Raw genomic sequence first — 23,710 nt, forward strand, 5'->3', positions numbered from 1 at the left:
CGGTCAAGCGGTGCCCCGAGACCCGGCGGCAACACCCCCCAGGTCATCCCTTCGACAGGGGGCAAACAGCCATACCGGGCCCGGGGGCCAGGCGCCCCGTTTCGGGGCCACGAGAAAGGTAACGGGGACCAGGGCTTCCGCCGTCGGCCGGGACGCCTCCGTCTTCGCGGGACCCCGGGGAATCCGGTGGCGGCCGGAACCCCGTCCGGAACCCCCTCCGGAGCCGTTCCCGGCGCCCCCTCCCGCTCCGCCCGACCGCCCTGCTCGGCGGCGAATGCTCGGCGGCGGATGCGCGGCGGCGCCGCTGCTCCTCCCGGTGGAACCGGGGAACGGGACGTCCGCTCCCGCCGCCGTGGTTCCCGACCCGGAACCCGGGGCGCCCCGGGTCGGCGCCACCGTGGTGCCGAACCTGCCCACCGACGACACCGATGTGCGGCCGGCGCGCGATCGCGGTCCGGAGCGCGGCCCGGGTCACGGCCCGGGGAGAGCTCCGACCCGACTCCCGTCGGGCCCCACCGGCCGGGGAGGGCGGCCCGACCGGGACGCCGGGGTCGGCGCCCCGTAGCCTGAGCGGCCATGGCGGAACGCACCTGGAGGCCGAACGGCCCCTACGACATGCGCCGCAGCCTGGAAGTGATGGGCCGCGGGGCGCGCGACCCCGCCCTGACGGTGCTGCGCGACGGCACCGTGTGGCGGGCCTCCCGTACCCCCGAGGGGCCGGTGAGCGTGCGTCTGCGGCAGCGGACGGGCCCGCCGGCACCGACGGACGGCACCCCGGTCGACGCGGCCGGTCGGGTCGTCCCGGTCCCCGCGGACCCGGATCCGGCCGGCGCCGGCACGGGACCGGCCGGTCCGGCGGGCACCGTCGGCACGGGTCGGGTCACCCCGAACCCCGGCGGCACGGCCACGGGCCCCGCCCGCACGGCCGACGCCATCGGCACGGCGGGCCCGTCCGGCCCCGGTCCCATCGGCCCGGGCGGCGAGGTGGTCGCCACCGCGTGGGGCCCCGGCGCGCGATGGCTGCTGGACCGGCTGCCGGAGCTGCTCGGCGCCGGGGACCGCCCGGAGAACTTCGTCCCGCGCCATCCCCCGGTCGCCGACGCCTGGCGGCGCAACCGGGGCGTGCGGCTGATCCGCACCGGCCTGGTGCTGGAGTCCCTGATCCCGTCGGTGCTGGAGCAGAAGGTCACCGTCGAGGAGGCGTTCCGTGCCTGGCGGCGACTGCTGCTGCGGTTCGGGGAGCCGGCGCCCGGCCCGACCGGGGTGGTGCCGGAGGGGCTGCGGGTGATGCCCGACCGGCGGACGTGGTCGCTGATCCCCTCGTGGGAGTGGCACCGGGCGGGCGTGGACGCCAAGCGATCGGCGACGATCCTGCGGGCCGTGCGGTTGGCGCCGAGGATGGAGGAGGCCGCTTCCATGCCGCTGGACCTCGCGGTACGGCGGCTGTGCGCGGTACCGGGGGTGGGCCCCTGGACGGCGGCCGAGACCCTTCAGCGCAGCAACGGCGAGCCCGACGCGGTGACCGTGGGCGACCTCCACCTGCCCTCGCAGGTGGGGTGGACGCTGGCCGGCGAGCGGGACGCCGACGACGCCCGGATGCTGGTCCTGCTGGAGCCGTACGCCGGACAGCGGCACCGGGCGACCCGGCTGATCCGGATGGTGGGGCGGCGCCCCCCGCGCCGGGAGCCGCGCCGCCGCCACTGGGACATCGCCCGGCTCTGACCCCGGGCCGGGGATCAGTCGTCGGCCAGCCCCTCGGCGGCGCGTCGCTCGCGCAGTTCGCGGATCGCCCGGCGGCGGGCGAGCCGGTGGGTGCGTCGGATCTGCGCCTCCTCGTACCGACGACGGTCGCGCTCGGTCTCCGGGATCACCGACGGCACCGGGCGCGGCCGGCCCTCGCCGTCGACGGCGGCGAAGACGAGGTAGGCGGTGCCGACCCGGGTGGGCGGGGTGGACTCGTTCCAGCGTTCGGCGAGGACCCGCACCCCCACCTCCATGGAGCTGCGACCGGTCCAGTTGACCTGTGCCTTCACGTGCACGAGGTCGCCGACGCGGACGGGCTCGAGGAAGACCATCTCGTCCATGGACGCGGTGACGGCCGGGCCGCCGGAGTGTCGGCCGGCGACGGCGCCCGCCGCGTCGTCGACGAGCTTCATGATGACCCCGCCGTGCACCGTGCCCAGAAGATTGGTGTCGTTGGCGGTCATGATGTGGCTGAGCGTGGTGCGCGAAGCCGCGGTGGGCTTGCCGGGCGGAGGGACGGGTTCGGCCGGGGCGTCGGGCGCGACACCGCCACCGGGAACCGGCGGGCCGGGGACTGGATCGGTCATGGTCACCAAGCCTATGCGCGCTCCCGGGCGCGCCCGGGGGCGGGTTTCCCCGGGCGCGCCCCCTGTTTGTGCATCAGGTCTGACACATTCGCCACCCTCTCTGTCCGTCCGTGCCCGGGAGAGGGCAAACTTCCGCCATGAACAACTGGCCCGACGGGTGGACCGACGACGGCCGGGGGCGGGCGGGCCGTGGCGGGCCGCCCCAACCGGAACAGGCACGGGCGATGCCGCACGTGCGCGGCTCGGTGCCGCGACAGAACCGCGGCGGGTACGACGGGGCCGGTGATCACGGCTACGGCGGTTACGCCGGCCACGACGACGACCGACGCTCCGGGTACCGGGACGACGGCTACGGCGGGCGCGGGGATTACGCCGGCCACGGGGGCCGGGACGGCTACGACGACGACAACGACGGGTATCGGGAACGCTCCGGCATGGGACAACGAATAAAGCGCGGCCTGATCCTGCTGATCCTGCTGCTGCTGGTGCTCGGGGTGGGCACCTACTTCTGGGCGGACTCCAAGATGCGCCGCGAGGTGGACCTCTCGGCGGTGGAGCAGCGGCCGGAGAGCGGGCGGGGCACCACGTACCTGATCGTGGGCACCGACAGTCGGGAGGGCCTGACCGAGGAGGAGCGCCGGGAGATGCGCACCGGGCAGGCCGAGGGCTCCCGGGCGGACACGATCATGATCCTGCACACCGGTGACCACGGCAGCTCGCTGATCAGCCTGCCGCGCGACTCGTGGGTGACCATCCCCGAGTTCACCGGCTCCTCCTCCGGCAACCGGATACCCGAGCAACAGCACAAGCTGAACGCCGCCTACGCCATCGAGGGGCCGGAGCTGTTGGTGCGCACCGTGGAGCACAACACGGGGCTGCGCGTCGACCACTACGCGGAGATCGGCTTCGGCGGCTTCGCCAATGTCGTGGACGCGCTGGGCGGCGTGGAGATGTGCTTCGACGCGCCGATCCAGGACAAGAACTCGGGCGCCGACTTCGCCGAGGGATGCCAGGACCTGGACGGGCCGCAGTCGCTGGCGTTCGTGCGGCAGCGCTACCAGGAGTCGATGGGCGACCTGGGCCGGACGAAGAACCAGCAGAAGTTCCTGGGCGCCCTGGGTGATCAGGTGGCCTCGCCGGCCACCCTGCTCAACCCTTTCCGCCTCTACCCGACGATGGGCGCGAGCCTGGACTCGCTGGTGGTGGACGAGTCGATGGGGCCCTTCCGGCTGGCGCAGATGTTCCTGGCGCTGCGCGGGGTGCAGGGCTCGGGCGGGACACAGATGAACGTGCCGGTCGCCAACCCGGGTTTCTCCACCGACAAGGGGTCGGCGGTGCTGTGGGACGAGGAGCGCGCCGACCAGCTCTTCGAGCAGGTGCGCCGGGACCAGCCGATCACCGTCACCGACGACTGAGGGAGTCCCGCTCCCGCGAAACGCCGCGACGCGCGGCCCCACCCCGTTGGAGGGGGTGGGGCCGCGCGTCGCGGCGTTTCGGGCGATGCCGACCGGCGGGTGGTCCTCCCGTCAGCAGAGGCAGAGACAGAAGGGGTGCCCGACGGGGTCGAGGTAGACGCGGAAGTTCAACCTGCCGCCGTCGTCGCCCTGCACGGCACGGGCGCCCAGGTCGAGCACCTGTCGTTCGGCCTCGTCGATGCGCTCCCGGGGTACATCGAGGTCCAGGTGGAGCTGTTGCCCGTGTTCGGTGGACGGCCACTCCGGCGGCCGGTAGCCCTCCGAGCGCTGGAACCCCAGCGGCTTGCCCCCGTCCGGTGTGCGCACCGTCACCCACTCGTCCCCCGGCTCACCCTCGACGGTTCCGCCGAGGACGGCCGCGTAGAAGTCGGCCAGGCCCCTCGGGTCCGGACAGTCCAACACGGTGATCCCCATCGTCGCGATGGCCACGACGCCTCACGCCCTCTCCCGTTCGTCTCACGGATCAGCGTTACCTCTTCATGGTCATCATGGGGTAACGCGTTACCCCATGATGACCATGAAGAGGTAACGACGCAACCGGTACCGTGGGGTTCGTGAGCGCGGAGATCGCCCCCGGAGGATTGGTCCTGGTCCAGGAGTTGGTGAACACCCTGGACGTGGAGACGGCCCGGGACGCCCTGACCTCGGTCGGCGACCTGGCGGAGTTCAGCGAACGGCACTCCCTCCCGCGCCTGCCCCCGACGGAGATCGCCGAACTCGTCCGACTCCGGGAGGCACTGCGCGCCGTCCTGCTCGTCCACGCCGGGCACCTCCCGACGGGCGTCCCGATCCCGCCGGTCGTCCCCACCCCCGCCTCCGGCCCGGGCCCCGGGCGGATCGACACGTCGCCCGCCGACCCGACGGCCGAGCTCAACCGGCTGCTGACCATCGGCCCCCTGCTGCTGCGCGTGGACACCGGGGGTGCCGCCACGCTCGTCCCCGTGGGCGGCCTGCGGGGGGTGTCCTTCGTCACGGCCCGGGTCGCCGCCGCCGTCGCCGAGGGGGTGCGGGAGGGGAACTGGTGGCGTCTGAAGGCCTGCGAGGCCCCGAACTGTCAATGGGCCTACTACGACCGCAGCCCGGCAGGTCGGCGCCGGTGGTGCTCCATGCGGGTGTGCGGCAGCCGGGCGAAAATGCGGGCCTATCGGGCCCGTCGGCGCGACGTCTGAACCCCTCAGGGGTTGGGGAACGGGGCGGAACGCCTCCATCACCCGAACGGACGTGAGGGAGGTCGCACCGAAAATCGACGGTTCGCCCGGGTGCGGGGGTTTAATCTCGAAGACATGCCGACTCAATCCGCATCGCTTCCGGACAGCCCCACCAGGGCCCGGACGACCGCTGCGACGACCGACGCGGCGGCGGCGAACGAAGCCATCCGCGCCTACGTGCGCCGGCACGGGGCCCGCTCCTGGGGTGCCGCCGAGCGCGCCGAGCTCGGCAAGCTCTACGCCGCCTGGCGCGCCGCCGTCCAGCGGAACCTCGACGCCGCGGCCTGACCCGCCCGAAGGTCCCGGACGGGCCGCCGAGCTCACCGGCGCCCCCGGCCCTGTTCGTCTCTCCCGGCCCGTCGTCCCACCGGGGGCTCCCCGACCAGCGGGGAACCCGGCCACGGCGAGCCCTTCCGTTTTCGGGTCCGGACCGCCCGGGCCGGTGACCGACCCGACGCCGACCCGGGACCGGCAGGCCCCGGGTCGGGCCCACCTCCCCGGGGTCGCCCGGCGCGGGACCGGCGCGGAAACCCTTCGTTTCCGGCCGTGTTCCGCCGCGCCCCGCCCCGCTCAGACCGTCGGCCTGCCCAGCGCCCGATAGGTCCACCCGGCCCTCCGCCACACCTCCGGGTCCAGGGTGTTGCGCCCGTCCAGGATCCGCCGGTGCGCCACCCCCTCACCCAGCGCGGCCGGGTCCAGCTCGCGGTACTCGCTCCACTCGGTGAGGTGCAGCACGACATCCGCGCCGCGCACCGCCTCCTCCGCGCTCGCCGCGTAGGTCAGGGTGGGGAAGAGTCGCCGGGCGTTCTCCGTCGCCTTCGGGTCGTGCACGGTCACCTGCGCGCCCTGCAGGTGGAGTTGACCGGCGATGTTCAACGCCGGGGAGTCCCGCACGTCGTCGGAGTCCGGCTTGAAGGCCGCCCCCAGCACGCCGATCCGGGTCCCGAGGATCGAGCCGCCCACCGCCTGCCGGGTCAGCTCCACCATGTGCGCGCGACGGCGCATGTTGACCGAGTCCACCTCGCGCAGGAAGGTCAGCGCCTGGTCCACGCCCAGCTCGCCGGCGCGGGCCATGAAGGCCCGGATGTCCTTGGGCAGGCAGCCGCCGCCGAAGCCGATGCCGGCGCGCAGGAACTTCGCGCCGATCCGGTCGTCGTACCCGATGGCCTCGGCCAGCCGCACCACGTCGCCGTCGGCCGCCTCGCAGACCTCGGCCATGGCGTTGATGAAGGAGATCTTCGTCGCCAGGAAGGCGTTCGCGGCCGTCTTCACCAGCTCGGCGGTCGGCCGGTCGGTGACCACGAACGGCGAGCCCTCCGCGATCGGCGTGGCGTACACCCGGCGCAGCAGTTCCTCGGCCCGACCGTCGGGCTCGACGCCGATCACGACGCGGTCCGGGTGCAGGGTGTCCTTCACCGCGAAGCCCTCGCGCAGGAACTCCGGGTTCCAGGCCAGCTCCACGTCCCCACCGGCCGGGGCCAGCTCGCGCAGCCGGGCGGCCAGCCGCGCGGCACTCCCCACCGGCACGGTGGACTTGCCGACCACCAGCGCGGGACGGTCCAGCAGCGGGGCGAGGGAATCGATCGCGGCGTCCACATGGGACATGTCGCAGGCGTACTCGCCGTGCCGCTGCGGGGTGTTCACGCACACGAAGTGCACGTCACCGAAGTCCGCCACCTCCTGCCAGGAGGTGGTGAAGCGCAGCCGGCCGGTCGACCCCTCGACGCCGTCCGCGTGCCGGCCCAGCAGCTCCTCCAAGCCGGGCTCGTACATCGGCACCCGACCCCGGGCGAGCATCTCGACCTTCTCCGGGACCACGTCCAGGCCCAGCACCTCGAAGCCCAGCTCGGCCATGGCCGCCGCGTGGGTGGCACCGAGGTACCCGGTGCCGATGACGGTGATCCGGGGCGCGACGCGAGTGGCCTCCTCGGGCAGCTCGGCGATCGCCGAGGGGTCGGGGACGACCCCCGGCCGCTCGGGCAGTCCCGGAGCCGCGAGGGCCTCGGGGGCCTCGGGAACCGCGGGGACCTCGGGCGAGGGAGTGGCGGACGCGGTCATATGGTCTCCCGAACGTGCGGACAGGTGTGCGCCGCAAGAGCATAGACGGCGGAGATGTCGGCGAACTCACCTGTCCCCATCCCCGCCGACCTCCTAGAATCAAGTTACTTAACGGTCACTAGCATGAACATCTCCCGGGGAGTGAGAGCCGTGGCAGGAGCCGCAGACTTCGACCTGTACCGACCGGCGGAGGAGCACGAGATGCTCCGCGAGTCGGTGCGCGCGCTCGCCGAGGCGAAGATCGCCCCGCACGCGGCCGCCGTCGACGAGGAGGCCCGCTTCCCGCAGGAGGCGCTGGACGCCCTGGTCGCCAACGACCTGCACGCCGTGCACGTCCCCGAGGCGTACGGCGGCGCCGGCGCGGACGCCCTGGCCACCGTCATCGTCATCGAGGAGGTGGCGCGGGTGTGCGCGTCCTCCTCGCTGATCCCGGCCGTCAACAAGCTGGGGTCGCTGCCGGTGATCCTCTCCGGCGGCGAGGACCTGAAGAAGAAGTACCTGGGGCCGCTCGCCAAGGGCGACGCGATGTTCTCCTACTGCCTCTCCGAGCCGGACGCCGGCTCGGACGCGGCCGGCATGAAGACCCGCGCCGTGCGGGACGGGGACCACTGGGTGCTCAACGGCGTGAAGCGCTGGATCACCAACGCGGGCGTCTCCGAGTACTACACCGTGATGGCGGTCACCGACCCGGAGAAGCGCTCGCGCGGCATCTCCGCCTTCGTGGTGGAGAAGGGCGACGAGGGCGTCTCCTTCGGGGCCCCCGAGAAGAAGCTCGGCATCAAGGGCTCCCCCACCCGCGAGGTCTACCTCGACAACGTCCGTATCCCCGCCGACCGCATGATCGGCGAGGAGGGCACCGGGTTCGGCACCGCCATGCAGACGCTGGACCACACCCGCATCACCATCGCCGCCCAGGCCCTGGGCATCGCGCAGGGCGCCCTGGACTACGCCAAGGGATACGTGCGCGAGCGCAAGCAGTTCGGCAAGCCGGTGGGCGACTTCCAGGGCGTGCAGTTCATGCTCGCCGACATGGCGATGAAGCTGGAGGCGGCCCGCCAGCTGACCTACGCGGCGGCGGCCCGCTCCGAGCGGGTCTCGATCGGCGCCGGCAAGGGCGCCGACGAGCAGCTGACCTTCTTCGGCGCGGCGGCCAAGTGCTACGCCTCCGACGCGGCAATGGAGATCACCACCGACGCGGTGCAGCTCCTCGGCGGCTACGGCTTCACCCGTGACTACCCGGTGGAGCGCATGATGCGCGACGCGAAGATCACCCAGATCTACGAGGGCACGAACCAGGTCCAGCGCATCGTGATGGCGAGGAACCTTCCCTAACAGGGTTTTCGCAGGTCAATAGCGGTTTAGCGGCCTCCGGTGAGCTGCGTTGCACTTCCTCCTGTTTCCCGGTGTTTCTCGGTGTCGCCCCTGGGATCCCGAGCCCGAAAAGCCGCCTTTGACCTGCCCAAACGCAACGACCCCCGGCACCACGCCGGGGGTCGTTCGTCTGCCGGTTCAGGCCACCTCGCTCGTCGCCGCGCCGGGGTCATCCGCGCCAGGGCTGAGCATGGAGGCGATGGCGCTCCTCCTCCGTTCCTCCGCCCCTCGAGCCACCCGAACGCCAAGAGAGGACGCACCCGTTCCGCGTTGATTGGTTGCTTCGGCGGCCTTCCCAGCGTCACGAACCCCGCGACTTCCCGGCCGCAGGACCGTTGTCGTGCACCCCGATTCTCCCACCGCGAGGCCGACGGCCACACTCCGCTTCTACGACCCCACCACCTGTGGAGGTCATCACGTGCCCGGACTGCGCAACCCCAACTCCCCGCACTCCCGCTACCGGAAGGCTCAGGGGCTCACCGTTCTCCCACCGGAGCACGACCTACCGGCCCCGGCGCTGGTCGTGTTTTTCGCCGGCGGCGATCACGGCGGGCGGCAGCTCTTGGAAGGCGATACGAGACGTCGACATGGTTCCTTATTCACGGGAGGCGCACCAGACGATCTGATGAAGCGCGCGCTAATTTCCATCACGCCGGTGCTGGACCCAGGAATGCGCAGCGGCAGTCAATTCTGCTCCATGGGGTAGTTGACGCGCCTTTCCCCAGGTTTCCCACGCCGCGCAGACCACCTGCGCAAACTCCGTGATAACAGCAGGGTTGGCATCGCGAAATGTCGGAATCTCCATTGCGATTTGTTCTGCCTCCTGTGGAAGATGCCCGGCGCTGATGAGCCGAGGCACGACAAGTGCCGAATCAGTCCATGCTGGGCCAGGGCATGAAAGCGCCCAGTCGAGCAACAGAAGTTGACCAGACGAGGTAATCATCATGTTGTAGATTGAGAGGTCTGTGTGTGCCAGTGTGCGGTCCAGCAGTTCGGCCGGAACCTCATCCGGCAGAAAATCGGCGTATCGGTCGCGCAGTGGACGTTTGCGCACCGGGTCAGGCCACGGAACACCAGAAACGGACCTGAGCGTCTGAAGCAAAAGGACGATATCCGGTGATCCCGGCGACAGATCCGGGTGCCGACCGCTCACGTACTCATATCCGTACAGAACCCAGCCGCCCGCCTCTACCTCCCAGAGGACCCGTGGTGCGTGGGGTGCCAGACGAGTGACAGCGGCCTCATGCCGGTAAACCCAGACCTGTGGATCGGTATCCCGTCCACCCTTGACGAACACCCGGTGGTCATCCTCCGAGTAGAGGGTGCAAGCGAGCCGAGACATCACGCCGTGTGGCGCCCGTTCGGCCTTCACCACGGGGCCCGTGTGCAGTTCGACGCTTGCTCGCGCCGCTCGTGGCAGATCGCCCCATTCGGTGCGGTCCATCGGATACTCCTCGTTTGTCGCCACGGGGGGCGGCCCCCCGGGTGCGGCCACAGGGTGGCACAACCGGGGGGCCGAATGTGCGACTTCTACGGGTGGTTCGGGCTGTCCGAGCAGTTGGCGTGGCACTGCGAGCACGGCGCCAGGTCCAGCTCAGGCCAGAACTCCATGTCGATCTCGTACCCGGCGAGGGTGATCGCGTCAACCGTCCGGGCCCGGAGCACCTTGCCGCCGCCGTGCTCCTCCGGATCGAGGTAGCCCGGCTTGTGGTGGAGCTTCCTCCCGAATTTCTCCGCGCAGAAGTTGTCGTACTCTTCCGTGTGGAGCAGGAAGGTGTGCCAGAAGTCATCCACCAGCGGCGAGGGGCTGAGCGGCCGATCGGAGTAGGCGCAGGCCGCGAGGAAAGCGAGCATCTGACCGACTCCCCTGTCGGCCTTCTCCTCGGTGAGGCCGGGGAACTTGTCCCGCATGTTACTGACGAGCGTGGCCCGAAACTCTGCGCTGATCAGCGACCGCGCGTCGATCCGGCTTCGCTTCTCTGTCGTAGTCACGTGATGCCTCCTTGACGTGTCGGTTGGAGCCGGTGCCCCAGTCGGCGCCGGGGCCTTGTCCGCCGCGTGTGCCGCGACGATTTGAGCGAACGCCGCCAGGCCCTGCCTGACGGCCGAACCACCACGAGCTTTCTCGTGACGGTCGTTCTTGGCGCGACCCTCACCCGATTCGGTCGCCATGGGTTGGTGCTGGAGCCCGCCTCCTGCTGGGGCGGGCCGTGGGAGATGTGCGGTTTCCTCCCCGGCAAGGGGCGGGGGCCTGTCAGGCGTGCGCGTGCTGCGGTTCTACGAATCTCCAGTCGGTCACGAAATCGAGCGGGATCGGCCGGCATGACAGCGAGTAATAGACACCCGCGTCACACCACCCCCATACGTGGTCGGGGCCTCCGGCGTTGACGCTGATGTGCCGACCGTTCATCAGGGTGGCCAACTGCACCTCCTGAAAGCGGAGATCGCCCATCCATTCCCGGAAGATCCGCCCGGGGTTGGGACTGTGCGGGCCGATGCGCCGCAGGCTCCCCGGCGGGAAGGGGCCACGGTCGGGCCTCGGGTCCAGGGCATCGGCCAGGCGACGAGCCTGACCTCTGAGCCATCGCAGCGCCATGCGTGGGGTACCGGCCCGGTAGCCGCCGAGCGTCCATTCCCACTCGGCGTCGGGGCTGCGGGCCACCTCACGCGCGCCGGGCACGTGCTGCCGGGGCAGTTCCACGGCCGGGCCGGATTCCCCGCACACGGCACACCGCATCGCCACCGTGGAAGGCTCCGCGTCCGCCGCGACGGCGAACCGGCGCACCCTGTAAACCTCACGCATCATGGCTCTCCAGGGCTCGGAGGTGATCAACGACGCGAGTGCGCAAAGCCTTGTGGCGGTCGTGCAACTCCGCGAGAGTCGGAGCCGAATCCGTAGCAGCCATCGTGGGGGTTTCGCTCGGCTCCTTTTCGGCGGATGTCGGGACCCCACCCCTCACCGCTTCGCCTCCCACTCCGGGGAGCGGCGGCAAGCCTCTGCATGCCTGCGGGGTGCGGCACCCCAACTCGGCCAGGGGGCGGGGCACGAGCGCTGTGGACGATGGCAGGCCCGCTGCCAGGCCCGGCGACACAACATCCTCCCCGGGCAATGCCGTCTGCGGGTCCCGCAGCGTCTTTTCCACTGCCGGGGACACGGACTTCCCCTGTTGGCCAGTCATACCCGTTCCGCCATCCGGTCTGCGATGCCTGAGCACCGCTTGTGCTGATTCCGTCACCAGCACAACGCAGCAGGACCTAAGATGACGACACTTCAGCATCACTCCTGAAGTCCATATTGGCAACTATGAGTAATCATCGCCGTGAAGCAGGAGGTCGGAGCTTTGGATGAATCGGTCTCACTCGACGACTTCAGTCAGCCTCCGACGCCTCTTCAGCGCTTCGGGGCCGACGTTCGGAGGGTCCGTCTCGGCCGCAAACTGACGCAAAAGCAGTTGGGCAAGGCCGCCGGCTACTCGGAGTCCTACATCAGTCAGGTGGAGTCCGGGTCGTTGCCCGCCAGTGAGAAGTTCGCCAAGGGCTGTGACCTGGCCTTCGGAACAAACGGGTTGTTCGAGGGCTTGTTGAAGAGGATGGGTGAGGGCGATCATCCATCCTGGTTCGTTCCGTACCTCAACCTGGAACGCAGGGCTTCCCGGATACTTGACTATTCCCCGAACCTGGTGGCGGGCATCCTTCAGACGGAGCGCTATGCGCAAGAGGTCTTCCGGACTGCACACCCGAAGGAAGACGCCGAGGTGATCGAAGGGAGGGTCGCTGCTCGTCTCCGTCGACGTGCGATCTTCGAGCAGCCGAAGCCTCCGGAACTATGGGTGATCCTGCACGAGGGATGTCTACGAACCCTGGTCGGAGGCAATGAGGTGATGGCGGAGCAGTTGGACCACCTCACGGCCGCAGCCACGTCCCCGGGCATCGATCTTCAAGTGCTGCCGTTCTCGGCTGGGGCCGCCGCCGAGCACCTGATGCCGTACATCATGCTGACCTTCGACGACCGGGATGCAGCGCTGTACTCCGAAGGTCCACGCGGAGGTCGGGTGTACGACTCGGCTCGAACAGTGGCTTGGGGACTGGATAACTATGATCGACTCAGGGCCAACGCTCTGTCCCTGGGCAAGTCCATGGACCTGATCAAGACGCTGTCGAAGGAGCTTCGAGCATGACCACTGACCTGAACCTCACCGATGCCGTGTGGGTCAAATCGTCGTACAGCCAGGGCGACGGGGGGGCTTGTGTCGAGTGGGCACCCGCACACATAGCGGCTCACGGTGTCGTTCCCGTCCGTGACAGCAAGAACCCGAACGGGCCGGGCCTGCGTCTCTCTCCAGCCGGTTGGATCGGGTTTGTGACTGCGGTGAAGAACGGTGGGACGAGTTCCTGAGTGACCAAAGTTTCACTCGTTGCAGCCGCCGGGCATGAGACCATTCTCAACGAACTGTCGTGGGAGTCTCGGCACGATCAAGGGCTCCCCAGCATATGCGCGGTCCCGGCCCGCCCCACGCAGAGGGCTCCGTCCGCTGGACGGCAGACTCCCGGCGAACGCCCCGACACCCGGCGGCAAGGACTGTGAGTCATCGTGGGAAAGTCCTGGCCTTACCAGGAGGGTGAAGTGAAGCGACGGAAGTTCCTCGGCGACGTGGCCGCCGGCGCCATAGCCCCCGTGGTCGCCTCCGATCTCCTCCTCACGGGCTTCGCCGCACGACTTCGCGGCGGCCCCGATCCGGACGACTGGGAGGAGAAACTGACGGCGTACGGTACGGAGTACATGAGCCTCGGAGCCGCCGGCATCAGGCGCCGGGTGTCGGGGGAACTGGTGGTGGTGCAGCAGCAACTCGACGATCCCCGCCTGCGGTCGGTGACCTCACGGCTGATGACGCTCCATGCCAAAACCTTTCCGGGGTCGGACGGCTCCAAGGCCGTCACGTGGTACCGCATGGCCGCCCGGGCGGCGGACGAGTCCGGGGACGAGCGGGCCCGAATGTGGGTGCGGGGCCGCGCGGCCATCGCCCTTGGCTACGAGGGGGCGTCTCTCGGTGTGGCCGACGTGCTCGCCGATCAGGCCATGGCGATCAGTGACAAACCCTCTCTCGGGCTGTTGAACGCGATCATGGGCAAGGCCCACGCGGCAGCCATCGAGGGGATCGGGCCACGGCCCTGAGCCTTATGGAGGAGGGCCTGCGCGTTTTCAACGCCACGGGGTTGGAAGAACAAACAAGCGATTACGCGGTGCCCTGGTGGCGCATGAACGTTTTCATGTCCCTGCCGCTCGCCCGACTGGGTGAAAAGAAGCGGGCGGCGGAGGCGCAGGACGCGGCTCACCGGGAGTTGCCGGAGTCGCTGCCGAGGTTCGCCACGCACCTGGAGATGCATCGCGGGCTGATGCTCGCACGGGCCGGGGACCGGACGGCCGGCACGGCCCATGCACGGGCCGCTCTTGACCGGCTTCCCCCCGAGAAGCACTCCCTGACCCTGCGGATGCTCATGGACGAGATCGGCGGGGACGGGTCTCCGTGACAAGGAAATTTTCGGGAAGAACCACCGACATCACCACCCGGCGCGATAATGCGGTGATGGCTGAAATATCCGCCGATACTCTCACACGGTTCCTTGTCAAGGCGGTCAGGACCTTCACCTCTGGAGAACTTGCTTACCTGGCTCTCACTTCAAAGCCAGAGCACCCGATACGCGACCGGCTGGCCTGGATCCTGCACAACGAGCTACCCGGATGTGTCATCGCACGCGAGTGGATGTCACCATGTCCTCGCGAGCGGACGAGCCCAGGGGCCAAGAGGAACCGCGCACGTGCTGACCTGGCTATTCTCCGGGAGAACGACCACAGGGCTTTGGCTATCGTAGAGATGAAGGCTGCCTACACCTTCGACTTTGACGGGGCGGGCCGGCAAACCGTCGAAAAGTACGGACAGAAGGTGAAGGACGATCTGGTCAAGGCTCGCGAGGCCGGTGGCACTGAAGCACAGGCCTTCGCTCTCCTGTTGCTGACCCATCCGACAAGCGCCCCGGTTCAACCCACCCCGGTGGTCAAGTACGCCTCGGAAATATCCCGCTCACTGAACAAACGAGGCGCCGCCGCGTTGGCCGTGACTGCGCGTGAGGTTGCGGAAAATCGATTGAAGACGTTGGGGGACGTGACAAGCGGCACGCTCTCCACAGGATCGGCCTTTGGTATCGAGGTGTTCATCGACTACTTCCTTGTGGCCGAACACCCTCACCCTGCGTGAGAGCGTTTCCGTATTGGCCGAGCGCGCATGTTGACTCCACGGCGCGTCCGCCGGCGGGGGCGGGCTCGGCCCGTCGGCCGGTCCTGGCGTGACGGGGTGGACGAGACCCCGGCGACCCGTGACAGACCCGGCCCGGCCGGGGCGGGGCGCGGCTCGCGGCGCTGTCCGACGGCGTGTTCGCCATCGCCATGACGCTGCTGGTCCTCGACCTGTCGGTCCCACCGGGCCTGCCCGCCGAGACGTTTCACGCCAGAACTGCGCGACACCCCGCCCAACCTCGGCGCCTACGCGCTGAGCTTCGCGGTGCCGGCGCAGTTCTGGCGTGACCAGCACTACGTGCTGACGGTCCTCCCCCGGTTGGACCCGGGGGCGGTGCATCTCGCCCTGCTCGGCCCGGGGCTGATCGCCCTCGTGCCCTTCCCCACCGCCCTGCTCGCGGAGTACGGGGGCGGCGAGTCGGTGGCCGTCGTGCTGTACCCGGCGGGGGTGGCGGCGATCAACTCGGTGCACCCGGCCCTGCTGTGGCGGGCCCGTCGGGCCCGGGCACCCGAACCGGCCGCCGGGTCGTCCTCCCGGCAACGTGCCCGCCCCGGAGTGGCCGGGGAGATGGTGGGCTTGGCGGTGCTGGACATGGGGGCCACGGCCGTGCTCTTCGTCGTGTCGATCCCGCTCGCCCTGCTCTCGCCCGGCGCGGGAATGCCGCTGTGGATCCTGGTCCTCCCGCTCAAGGCATGGATCGGCACCCGCCGGGCCCGGGCGGCCCGCACCGCACCGGACGAAGCCGACGACCCGGCCTCCGGCCTGTCCGCGTGACGCGCCGACCCTCACGCTCTCCACCCCGCGACGGGCCACTCCGGGTGCGGGGTTCGGCCGATACCGAAACCGGCCGGCGGGGATGCCGACACCCGTTGCGTTTATTTCGAATATTGCGGATACTTCGACCAGGCGGCGACTTCGGCGCGAGTGTCAAGCGGCCGAGCGACCACCCACCACCGTGGGATCCGTGGTCGCGGCAACGACGGACCCGGATGCCTCCGCGCCGGCCCTCGCAGCCATCACCTCGAACCATGGCTCGCACCCGACCACCACTTCCGGAGACACGGACATGACCAGGATCGATATCCGTTCGGTGAGGCTTCCGGATGACAAACAGCAGGCCGCGAATCATGCCCTCACCCGAGTTCGCGCCTACCTGACGGAACACCGGGACGCCGCGCAGGTCCACGTCACCGTTCAGGACGAAGACGACCGGGAGCCCTTGATCCTCCCGCGCGAGGCCGTGGAACTCCTCGCCTCGCTCCTGGCACATCTCGGCGCCGGACGCGCCGTGTCCATCGTCCCGGCCGATGCCGAGCTCACCACCCAGCAGGCCGCCGACATGCTCAATGTCTCCCGCCCCTTCCTCATCGGTCTCCTGGAGGCCGGGGAGATCGAGTACCGGGCCGTTGGCTCGCACCGCAGAATCGCTGCTTCCTCCCTGCTGGAGTACCAACGCAGGGACGATCGGCGTCGCAGAGAGGTGGCCGATGAGCTCACCGAACTCGGCCAGGACATGGGAATGATCTGAAACATGGCTCTCGTCGCTGTTTACGATGCCAATGTCCTGTATCCGAGTACCTTGCGCGATGTCCTCATCCGGGTAGCGCAGACCGGTTTGGTACAGGCGAAATGGACGGATCACATCCTCGATGAGACCTTCCGCAACCTGCGGTTGAACCGTCCCGATCTCGACCCCAAAAAACTGGATCGAACACGGGAGTTGATGTCGGGAGCGGTTCGAGACGTGTTGGTGAAGGGCTACGAACCGCTGATCGACATGCTCGATCTCCCGGACCCCGACGACCGACACGTCCTGGCCGCGGCCATCAGGGCACGAGCCCGGGTGATCGTCACCTCCAACGTGAAAGATTTCCCCTCCGACAAGCTGTCCCCCTGGGACGTGGAGGCCGTCCATCCGGACGCCTTTCTCGAAACACGGGTGAGCCTCTCTCCACGAGTGGTGTACGGGGTGCTCACGCAGATGGCGGAACGTTGGAGGAAGCCACCGAACGCCGTGGTGACCGACGTGATCAACTCCCTGGAAAGGGAAGGGCTGGTGGCCTCGGTGGCGGCGCTTCGGGCCCTGAGCCGAGGTCCACCCCTCCGATCCCCGGTCCGATCGGGTCACGACCGCGTTCGAACGCCCCGGCGGTCGCGTCCTCGTGTGCCGTGCCCGCCGTGGCGGGAGGGGTGGCTCCGGACATGGGGGCCACGGCCGTGCTCTTCGTCGTGTCGATCCCGCTCGCCCTGCTCTCGCCCGGCGCGGGAATGCCGCTGTGGATCCTGGTCCTCCCGCTCAAGGCATGGATCGGCACCCGCCGGGCCCGGGCGGCCCGCACCGCACCGGACGAAGCCGACGACCCGGCCTCCGGCCTGTCCGCGTGACGCGCCGACCCGACTCCCGCCCGGGTCCGCCGGGACGGGGTGACATTCCGCCGCGCTCCCTCCGCACCGCGCACCGGTCGGGATCACCGGCTTCCCCGGCGCTCCGGGGCCGCGCGCCCCGGCCACGCCGTTGGCGCGTGCCCGCCGGCCGAGCGGGGTTCCACCGATGGGACGAGAAGGTGATCGACGGCCCGGGCAACGGTCCCGCCGGGAAGGGCGGGGCACCCCCGGAGACCGGTCAGCCGGTGGCGCGCGGGAGCCGGTCGGTGTCGGCCAGGTCGAGCAGGGGCACCCGGGGCCGGCCCCGGACCGCCTCCCACATCGCGTCGAGCGCGCGGTCCTCCAGCGCCTCCTCCCCCTCGGCCTCCACGAAATGGTCGCGCAGGAAGGCGAGGACGGTCTCGGCGTCGATATCCTCCTCCCGGTGGGGCGGGGCCCCCGATGAGGTGAGGAGCAGCAGCAGGAGCATGTCGGGGACGCGTCGTGTCCCCTTCCGGAGCGCGGGTTGGACATAGGGGACGTCCAAAGCCCTCGCGCCCCGGCGCCAGTAGAAACGCAGCCGGGCCACGGGGTCACCGTGCTCGCTCGCGGGATGCGCCATCGGGTGTTCCACCTCCGCCAGGGTCATCCGGGGGGAGAGGGAACGCTGCCAATGGGTGCCCACGTGTTCCATGAGACGGGACCCGATGCCGGCCGACCGTTGTCCGCCGCGAACCGCCAGGTAGGACAGAAGGAGGACTCCGCTCCCCGCCCGCCACTCCCCCACGGCGGCCCCCCGGGGATCACCGGCCTCGTCGAGCGCGACGGCCAGTACGCCGCTCCCCTGCCGGAGCGCGTCGTCGAGTTCGGAGCGGAGTAGGAGTTCGTCCGGGGGGAAACCGGGGCGCAGAAGCTCCTCGTACACCCGCTCGACCACAGGATCGCCGAAACCGACATCCACGATACGAACCGCCATGCGCCTTCCCCTCTCGCGACCACCCGTCGTCACGGTGGGTCGCCTCGTCCCGATACCGTGCCCGACGCCCCGGGGCTCGGTGGGTCCACCATCCCGGGAATCCGGCGAGCGGGGTCGCCAACACGAGCCCACCGGTCGCGAACCACACCTTCGCGCCGCCGTCGCCCGGGTCGGGTACGGAACGAGGCGGGTCGGCGACCGGGCCCCGACATTCGGGCGCCGGCCCACGACCCCCGGGGCACCGGCTCTCCGGGAGCGGCCCGGCGATGTCCCGAAGGGAGGAACTGTTCGCCTCCGGGACCTTCTCGAGGTGAACACGAGCGCACACTTTCGCCATGACCGACATCAGCTACTCGATCGTGCAGGCCCGGGCCCGGCTGGGGGCCATCGCTCGCCGGGTGGCCGCCACCCGTGAACCGGTGGCCATCACCGATCACGGGCAGCCGGTGGCCATACCGGTCGGTCCGGCCGATGCCCTGGAGTCGGAGGAGACACGCGTTCCGGCCGCCTCCCGCAAACGACGTTCGGAGGGGGAGGAAGCCGGCGTTCCCCACGCCGAGGCCCTCCGACGGATCTTCGGTGATGACGCGTGGCCCATGAGGTCGCCCGGGAACCGGAGACTCTGGCCAAGGCCGAGCGTTTCGCGAAAGACGATCCGGATGGGGTCTGACCGGGATACGCGCCAAAGGGGCAACGGGATGATCTTGAAGCCCTGATGCGCTCGGACTCACCCGCGGCGGCGAGCAGCGGGGTCGCGCTCGGCGACGTGCCGGGCGACCGCGTCGACGCCGGGGCGGGCGTACCGCTCCCGGGAGCGGACGGAGGCGTGGCGGGAGCGGGCCGGCAGCATCGGGGGGGGAGGTGCCGCCCTCGGCGTCGTGTGTCAGGGCACTGTGCCGGAGCCGGTGCAAGGTCCAGCCGTCCAGGTCCTCGATGCCCTCGGGCAAGGTGAGCGGGTTGGCCGGGAGCCGGGTGTTCTTCTCGAGGATCCCCTCTGCCCGGCGGCAGGAGAGCCGGGCCCGGCCGGTCTCCGGGCACACGTCGGGCGTCGGTGTCCCGGCCGGGGCCTTGCGGTCGGTGGGGAACAGCGGGCCGCGGGTGCGGCGGGCGATCAGTCGGGGCAGGAGCTGGGCGGTGCCGGACTGCCGGTGAATCCACTCGGTCGCCCCACCCTTCCGGCGCTGCCGCAGTAAATGCGTACACCTCGCCCCGGCGGCCGGAACGGCCCGCCGCAGGTCGCGATGATCACCGTGGAGATCCCGCCGCAGTGAATCCGGCATGTACTGCGGCGGATTGCCGATGAACCGTCAGGTGATGGAAGTCCCACAAGCCGACCACGAAGCGGGATTACCTCTACCGCCATCCACTGCCCGCTGGTCCTCATCCATGGCCCAAGGCTGGAGCCTCACGCTGAGCCACTTGTCACCTCGCAGCAGCTTCGAGGTGTCACACAAGTGGATGTGGAGGCTGTCACCGGGACGATCAGCGGCGTCGCAGGGACGGGTCGAGCAGCGCGGGCGGGGTGTCGTTCTTCTCGTGTGCGGCGAGGTCGGTGCCGGGGGCGACGATGGCGTCGATCGCGTCGAGTACGTCGGCGGAGAGCGTGATGTCCGCGGCGGCAAGCTGCGAGTGCAGGTGGTCCAGCGTGCGGGGGCCGATGAGCGCGCTGGTCACGCCGGGGTGCGCGGTCACGAAGCCGAGCGCGAGCTGGATCATCGTCAGGCCCGCCTCGTCGGCGACCTCGGCCAGTTGCTCGACGGCGTCGAGCCTGGCCCGGTTGGAGGGAATGGCGGTGTCGAAGCGCTGCGGCATGAACGTTGAGCGGCTGGTGGTGATCTCACTGCCCTCGCGGATCGCGCCCGACAGCCAGCCCGAGGCCAGCGGGCTCCATGCCAGCACACCGAGCCCGTACCGCTCGGTCACGGGCAGGACATGGGCCTCGATGCCGCGTTGCAGGATCGAGTAGCTGGGCTGTTCGGCGACGTAACGGCTCAAGTGGTGCTCGCGGGCGGCCCACTGGGCTTGCACGATGCGGTAGGCCGGAAAGGTCGAGGAGCCGAAGTAGCGGATCTTCCCCACGCGCTGCAGGTCGGTCAACGCCGACAAGGTCTCCTCGTCGCTGGTGTTCGGGTCCCACCGGTGGATTTGGTAGAGGTCGACGTGGTCGACGCCGAGCCGACGCAGGCTGCCCTCCAGCGCGGTGACCAGCCAGCGGCGCGAGCTGCCCTGGCGATTGCGCTCGTCACCCATCGGCATGGTCGCCTTCGTGGCCAGCACGATGTCGTCGCGGCGGCCCGCGATGGCCTTGCCGACCATTTCTTCCGACTCGCCGCCGCTGTACACGTCGGCGGTGTCGATCAGGTTGATCCCCGCCTCCAAGGCGGCGTTGACGATGGCGGTGACCTCCTCCCGGGTGGTGCGCCCGATCTTTCCGAAGTTCATCGCTCCGAGCGCGAGGGTGCCGACCTGCACACCGGTGCGGCCCAAACTGCGGTACTGCATGGCCGTGTCTCCTCATTGTGGGTGAAGCGTGACGCATCGCATGGCTTGGTTGCCGGGCCCCTGCTCTGACATCATGAGCAAAACGGAACCTCGTTCCGGAACGATACGGAACATCGTTCCGTTTTTGCAAGCGGCAAGTGGAGGGAGCGGCACGGTGAACGACAGCGACGAGGACGCGGGGCAGGCGGCCCCGGCCAGGCGGAAGGACGCCCGGCGCAACCAGAAGGCCCTGCTCGATGCGGCCGCCGCGGTCTTCGTCACGTCGGGCGTGGAAGCGCCGGTACGCGACATCGCGGCCAGGGCCGGCGTCGGGGTGGGCACGATCTACCGCCATTTCCCGACGCGAGCGGACCTCGTCATCGGCGTCTACCGGCACCAGGTCGACGCCTGCGCCGATGCCGGTCCGGCCCTGCTGGCGACCAGCCCTTCTCCGCACTCCGCACTGGGGCAGTGGATCAACCTCTTCGCTGATTTCCTGGTCACCAAACACGGACTCGCCGCCGTACTGCAGGCCGACAACGCCGGCTTCGAGGCGTTGCATGCCTACTTCCTCGATCGCCTCGTACCCGTCTGCACCAAACTGCTCGAAGCCGCAGCCGTCGCCGGCGAGATCCGCCCCGACATCGATGCGTACCAACTCATGCGCGGCGTCGGTAACCTCTGCATCGGCGCGGACAGCGATCCCCGCTACGACGCACGCCGCATAGTCGAACTCCTTGTCGCAGGGCTGCGCCGACCGCGCCACTGACCTCGGCGACATCGCGCGTGCGGCTCTACTGAATCGCGATCCTCACGCGGCTTGGCCGAGGCCGACGGTGGTCAGGTCCTGCTCGCGCGGCGGGGTGAAGTCGACGTCGAGCTTCGGGTCGTACGCGTCGGGCCGGATGCCGGGTTCGTGGGTGCTGTACTCGCCGAACCGGTTGATGCGTTCGGTCAGGTACCGCGAGATGTGCGCCAGGTCCTCCGGGTCGATCTCCCATCCCTCCTCCAGCAGCTGACGGACGATCTCCGCGATGTCCAGGGCATTGTGGAAGATCACCGTGTTCATGAGCAGCGCGTCGAATTTCATCGCCTTCTCCTGCCCGATCGGGGCGTTGCCCGCGATGACGCCGCGATTGCCGAAGCCGATCCACTGGGAGAACCGGTTGAACGACTCCACCTTGTTCGTCGCCGCGGTCACCCGCCGGCGAAGCGGCGCATCCGACGGATACCGAAGGAGTCGCACCGTGCGGATCACGCGGCCGACCTCACGAAAGGCGACGTGGGTGGCGGCCGGCAGTGGCACCGGGATGAGGGTGGGCCGCGGCGGCGCTCGGCCTGATCCCGCCGCTGCGGGTGGCGATGGCCCGGGTGGGGTTGTGGCCGGGCCCGCTGGTCCGCACCCCGGACACCGTCGGCGTCATCGTCTTCCCGCCGGCCTTTCCGCTGGCCGCGCTGTCGAACGTGCTCGTCGCCCCGGAGCTGATGCCCGGCTGGTTGGCGACGATCTCGGCGTGGAATCCGCTGTCGGCGACGGTGGCGGCCTGCCGGGAGATCTTCGGCGACCCCGGCGCGGGCGGGGAGTCCTGGCCGGCCGCACACGCGCCGCTGCCCGCGGTGGTGTGGCCGCTGGCTGTTGATCGCGGTCTTCGCGCCGCTCGCGGTGCGCCGGTACCGGCGCATGGGGCGCTGACCGGTGGGCGTCGGGTCCGGGACGCGCGAAACCCCCCGGGGGTGGTCACACCACCGGAATCGGCGGCGCGGGTGCCTCGGCGGGCACCTTCACGGGTGCCTCAGATGGCGACGCCCTTGGAGCGCAGGTAGGACAGCGGGTCGATGTCCGTGCCGTAGCTCTGGCCGGTGCGGATCTCGAAGTGCAGGTGCGGGCCGGTGCTGTTGCCGGTGGAACCGACCAGACCGATCTGCTGCCCGGCGGAGACCGACTGGCCGGCGCTCACCGAGATCGAGGAGAGGTGGGCGTACTGGCTGAAGTGACCGTCGGCGTGACGGATGATCACCTCGTTGCCGTACGAACCGCCCCAGCCGGCGGAGACCACGGTGCCCGAGCCGACCGCCATGACGGTGGTGCCGGTGGAGGCGGAGAAGTCCACACCGGTGTGGTAACCACTGGCCCACATGGCGCCGGAGGCGCGGTAGGCGGTGGTCGGGGCGGCGTTGACCGGAACGCTGAAGCCGGCGGTGGCGGCCGGGGCGGCCTGCTGGGCGGGGGCCTTCTCGGTCTTCCGCTCGGCGGCCGGGGCGGCCTCCTCGACCTTCTCCTCGGCGGCCGGGGCGGCCTCCTCGACCGGGGCGGTCTCCTCGGGGGCGACCTCCTCGATCGTGACGGTGACCTCAACGGTCTCCTCCTCGACCTCTTCGGCGGGGAGTTCGGCGCGGTCGCTGGTGCGGTCCGCCCGCTCACCGGCGGTGGTGCCGGTGGTGAGGGTCAACTTCTGACCGGGGTGGATCAGGTTGGGGTTCTTCCCGACCACCTCGCGGTTGGTCTCCCACAGCTGCACCCAGCCGCCCTCGACCTGATGGGCGGTGGCGATGCGGGAGAGGGTGTCACCGCTGACGACGGTGTAGCGGTCGGCGGACTTCTTGCCGGCCCCCTTCTCGGACTTACCGGCCTTGCCGGTCTCCTTGTCCGACTCGGCGGCCTTCGCGGCCCGCTCGGCCGCGGCGGCGACCTGCTGAACCTGCTGCGCGAGATCGGCGGTCGCGAAGGACTCGGGGGCGGGGGCCGTGATGGGGGCCGGGGCGGCGCTCGCGCCACCGGCGGCGACGAGCGGGAGTGCGACGCCGGCGCCACCGGCGCCCAGCATCAGGGAAATGCGGGAGATACGGCTGACGCGCTGACGACGGTGACGACCGCGTGCGGACATGGGTGTGCTCCTCTCCGACGCCTACGAGGTGAGCTGTCGGGTTCGGGCCGGAAAGGTGCCCGGTCGTCGCCCGGTCGGGACGCGATGTCCCGGCCGGACGGGCGACTTCACCCCTAGCCGGTCGGTGACCGGCGAAAAGTGGGTCCCCCGCTCCTGTCGTACGGATGGTGCTGTGGTGGCTCCGCGAACGGTGACAGGACTCGGCGTGCCGTTCGTGGCGCGGCGCGAAGTGCGACGCGGCCAGAACGTTAAGCGGATGGTCTCCTCGG

General features: G+C 70.1%; 26 protein-coding genes, 2 pseudogenes and 1 riboswitch. Of the genes and pseudogenes, 17 read left to right on the plus strand and 11 right to left on the minus strand.

Features of this window, described 5'->3' with window-relative positions:
- Positions 1–576: 576 nt before the first annotated feature.
- Positions 577–1,722 (plus strand): DNA-3-methyladenine glycosylase, encoded by a 1,146-nt coding sequence (locus LZF96_RS22535; protein ID WP_233875962.1) that lies wholly within the window; start codon positions 577–579, stop codon positions 1,720–1,722.
- Positions 1,723–1,736: 14 nt separating this feature from the next.
- Here LZF96_RS22535 and LZF96_RS22540 read toward each other — a convergent pair whose 3' ends face one another.
- A complete protein-coding gene (locus LZF96_RS22540; RefSeq protein ID WP_233875964.1) occupies positions 1,737–2,330 on the minus strand; it encodes an acyl-CoA thioesterase in 594 nt (197 codons plus the stop codon).
- Positions 2,331–2,467: 137 nt separating this feature from the next.
- Between LZF96_RS22540 and LZF96_RS22545 the strand changes: the two genes are divergently transcribed.
- On the plus strand, positions 2,468–3,745 hold the full coding sequence (locus LZF96_RS22545) for an LCP family protein (RefSeq protein WP_233875966.1): 1,278 nt from the start codon (positions 2,468–2,470) through the stop codon (positions 3,743–3,745).
- 111 nt (positions 3,746–3,856) lie between these two features.
- Here the strand turns inward: LZF96_RS22545 and LZF96_RS22550 are convergent, their stop codons facing one another.
- On the minus strand, positions 3,857–4,234 hold the full coding sequence (locus LZF96_RS22550; RefSeq protein ID WP_233875968.1) for a VOC family protein: 378 nt from the start codon (positions 4,232–4,234) through the stop codon (positions 3,857–3,859).
- A 125-nt stretch (positions 4,235–4,359) separates the two neighbouring features.
- On the opposite strand from LZF96_RS22550, the gene LZF96_RS22555 reads away from it, so the two are divergent.
- Both LZF96_RS22555 and LZF96_RS22560 read left to right on the plus strand, forming a co-directional pair.
- Complete coding sequence (locus LZF96_RS22555) at positions 4,360–4,974, plus strand: CGNR zinc finger domain-containing protein (RefSeq protein ID WP_233875970.1); 615 nt, start codon at positions 4,360–4,362, stop codon at positions 4,972–4,974.
- Positions 4,975–5,088: 114 nt separating this feature from the next.
- Positions 5,089–5,301 carry a hypothetical protein gene (locus LZF96_RS22560; RefSeq protein ID WP_233875972.1) on the plus strand — a complete coding sequence of 71 codons (213 nt, stop codon included), beginning with the start codon at positions 5,089–5,091 and terminating at the stop codon, positions 5,299–5,301.
- 282 nt (positions 5,302–5,583) lie between these two features.
- On the opposite strand, the gene LZF96_RS22565 is transcribed toward LZF96_RS22560, so the two are convergent.
- Positions 5,584–7,071 (minus strand): UDP-glucose/GDP-mannose dehydrogenase family protein, encoded by a 1,488-nt coding sequence (locus LZF96_RS22565; protein WP_267941247.1) that lies wholly within the window; start codon positions 7,069–7,071, stop codon positions 5,584–5,586.
- Positions 7,072–7,221: 150 nt separating this feature from the next.
- Here LZF96_RS22565 and LZF96_RS22570 point away from each other — a divergent pair, with 150 nt between their 5' ends.
- A complete protein-coding gene (locus tag LZF96_RS22570; protein ID WP_233875974.1) occupies positions 7,222–8,403 on the plus strand; it encodes an acyl-CoA dehydrogenase family protein in 1,182 nt (393 codons plus the stop codon).
- A gap of 676 nt (positions 8,404–9,079) precedes the next feature.
- Here the strand turns inward: LZF96_RS22570 and LZF96_RS22575 are convergent.
- From LZF96_RS22575 to LZF96_RS22585, 3 genes are all read right to left on the minus strand, one after another.
- Positions 9,080–9,886, minus strand: coding sequence for a phosphotransferase family protein (locus LZF96_RS22575; protein ID WP_233875976.1), 807 nt, complete (start codon positions 9,884–9,886; stop codon positions 9,080–9,082).
- Positions 9,887–9,972: 86 nt separating this feature from the next.
- Positions 9,973–10,434, minus strand: coding sequence for a hypothetical protein (locus tag LZF96_RS22580; protein ID WP_233875978.1), 462 nt, complete (start codon positions 10,432–10,434; stop codon positions 9,973–9,975).
- A 262-nt stretch (positions 10,435–10,696) separates the two neighbouring features.
- Positions 10,697–11,245: a hypothetical protein gene (locus LZF96_RS22585; protein WP_233875980.1), complete on the minus strand. Its 549-nt coding sequence runs from the start codon at positions 11,243–11,245 to the stop codon at positions 10,697–10,699.
- A gap of 517 nt (positions 11,246–11,762) precedes the next feature.
- On the opposite strand from LZF96_RS22585, the gene LZF96_RS22590 reads away from it, so the two are divergent.
- From LZF96_RS22590 to LZF96_RS22630, 9 genes and pseudogenes are all read left to right on the plus strand, one after another.
- Positions 11,763–12,620 (plus strand): helix-turn-helix transcriptional regulator, encoded by an 858-nt coding sequence (locus LZF96_RS22590; protein ID WP_233875982.1) that lies wholly within the window; start codon positions 11,763–11,765, stop codon positions 12,618–12,620.
- Entirely contained in the window at positions 12,617–12,838 is a 222-nt protein-coding gene (locus tag LZF96_RS22595) for a DUF397 domain-containing protein (RefSeq protein WP_233875984.1), read from the plus strand. Before LZF96_RS22590 ends, LZF96_RS22595 begins: the two co-directional genes overlap by 4 nt.
- Positions 12,839–13,030: 192 nt before the next feature.
- Positions 13,031–13,971: pseudogene (locus LZF96_RS22600) on the plus strand (XRE family transcriptional regulator).
- 56 nt (positions 13,972–14,027) lie between these two features.
- Positions 14,028–14,696, plus strand: coding sequence for a hypothetical protein (locus LZF96_RS22605; protein ID WP_233875986.1), 669 nt, complete (start codon positions 14,028–14,030; stop codon positions 14,694–14,696).
- Between the two features lie 188 nt (positions 14,697–14,884).
- On the plus strand, positions 14,885–15,022 hold the full coding sequence (locus LZF96_RS22610; protein ID WP_233875988.1) for a DUF1211 domain-containing protein: 138 nt from the start codon (positions 14,885–14,887) through the stop codon (positions 15,020–15,022).
- Complete coding sequence (locus LZF96_RS22615) at positions 15,000–15,509, plus strand: hypothetical protein (RefSeq protein WP_233875990.1); 510 nt, start codon at positions 15,000–15,002, stop codon at positions 15,507–15,509. The genes LZF96_RS22610 and LZF96_RS22615 overlap by 23 nt, the downstream gene beginning before the upstream one ends.
- A 292-nt stretch (positions 15,510–15,801) precedes the next feature.
- The gene (locus LZF96_RS22620; RefSeq protein ID WP_233875992.1) at positions 15,802–16,263 is read left to right on the plus strand and encodes a helix-turn-helix domain-containing protein; all 462 of its coding nucleotides are present in this window, start codon (positions 15,802–15,804) and stop codon (positions 16,261–16,263) included.
- A gap of 3 nt (positions 16,264–16,266) precedes the next feature.
- Positions 16,267–16,590: pseudogene (locus LZF96_RS22625) on the plus strand (PIN domain-containing protein); the annotation flags it as partial.
- Between the two features lie 347 nt (positions 16,591–16,937).
- Positions 16,938–17,120 carry a hypothetical protein gene (locus LZF96_RS22630; protein ID WP_233876051.1) on the plus strand — a complete coding sequence of 61 codons (183 nt, stop codon included), beginning with the start codon at positions 16,938–16,940 and terminating at the stop codon, positions 17,118–17,120.
- 238 nt (positions 17,121–17,358) lie between these two features.
- Here the strand turns inward: LZF96_RS22630 and LZF96_RS22635 are convergent, their stop codons facing one another.
- Complete coding sequence (locus tag LZF96_RS22635; protein WP_233875995.1) at positions 17,359–18,075, minus strand: N-acetyltransferase; 717 nt, start codon at positions 18,073–18,075, stop codon at positions 17,359–17,361.
- 335 nt (positions 18,076–18,410) lie between these two features.
- Between LZF96_RS22635 and LZF96_RS22640 the strand changes: the two genes are divergently transcribed.
- Positions 18,411–18,791: a type II toxin-antitoxin system Phd/YefM family antitoxin gene (locus LZF96_RS22640; protein WP_233875997.1), complete on the plus strand. Its 381-nt coding sequence runs from the start codon at positions 18,411–18,413 to the stop codon at positions 18,789–18,791.
- 11 nt (positions 18,792–18,802) lie between these two features.
- Here the strand turns inward: LZF96_RS22640 and LZF96_RS22645 are convergent, their stop codons facing one another.
- Entirely contained in the window at positions 18,803–18,925 is a 123-nt protein-coding gene (locus tag LZF96_RS22645) for a PmrA (protein WP_233875999.1), read from the minus strand.
- A 632-nt stretch (positions 18,926–19,557) separates the two neighbouring features.
- Positions 19,558–20,577 carry an aldo/keto reductase gene (locus LZF96_RS22650; RefSeq protein ID WP_233876001.1) on the minus strand — a complete coding sequence of 340 codons (1,020 nt, stop codon included), beginning with the start codon at positions 20,575–20,577 and terminating at the stop codon, positions 19,558–19,560.
- Between the two features lie 154 nt (positions 20,578–20,731).
- Here LZF96_RS22650 and LZF96_RS22655 point away from each other — a divergent pair, with 154 nt between their 5' ends.
- On the plus strand, positions 20,732–21,325 hold the full coding sequence (locus LZF96_RS22655) for a TetR/AcrR family transcriptional regulator (protein ID WP_233876041.1): 594 nt from the start codon (positions 20,732–20,734) through the stop codon (positions 21,323–21,325).
- A gap of 42 nt (positions 21,326–21,367) precedes the next feature.
- Here the strand turns inward: LZF96_RS22655 and LZF96_RS22660 are convergent, their stop codons facing one another.
- Complete coding sequence (locus LZF96_RS22660; protein WP_308294265.1) at positions 21,368–21,862, minus strand: Tn3 family transposase; 495 nt, start codon at positions 21,860–21,862, stop codon at positions 21,368–21,370.
- 50 nt (positions 21,863–21,912) lie between these two features.
- On the opposite strand from LZF96_RS22660, the gene LZF96_RS22665 reads away from it, so the two are divergent.
- Entirely contained in the window at positions 21,913–22,380 is a 468-nt protein-coding gene (locus LZF96_RS22665) for an ABC transporter permease (RefSeq protein ID WP_233876003.1), read from the plus strand.
- Here LZF96_RS22665 and LZF96_RS22670 read toward each other — a convergent pair.
- Positions 22,350–23,441, minus strand: coding sequence for a M23 family metallopeptidase (locus tag LZF96_RS22670; RefSeq protein WP_233876005.1), 1,092 nt, complete (start codon positions 23,439–23,441; stop codon positions 22,350–22,352). The genes LZF96_RS22665 and LZF96_RS22670 overlap by 31 nt on opposite strands.
- A 3-nt stretch (positions 23,442–23,444) precedes the next feature.
- Positions 23,445–23,657: riboswitch (cyclic di-AMP (ydaO/yuaA leader) on the minus strand.
- Positions 23,658–23,710: the final 53 nt, after the last annotated feature.

Origin of the sequence: Streptomyces sp. ST2-7A (assembly GCF_021390475.1) — a bacterium.
Classification (GTDB): Bacteria; Actinomycetota; Actinomycetes; order Streptomycetales; family Streptomycetaceae; genus Streptomyces.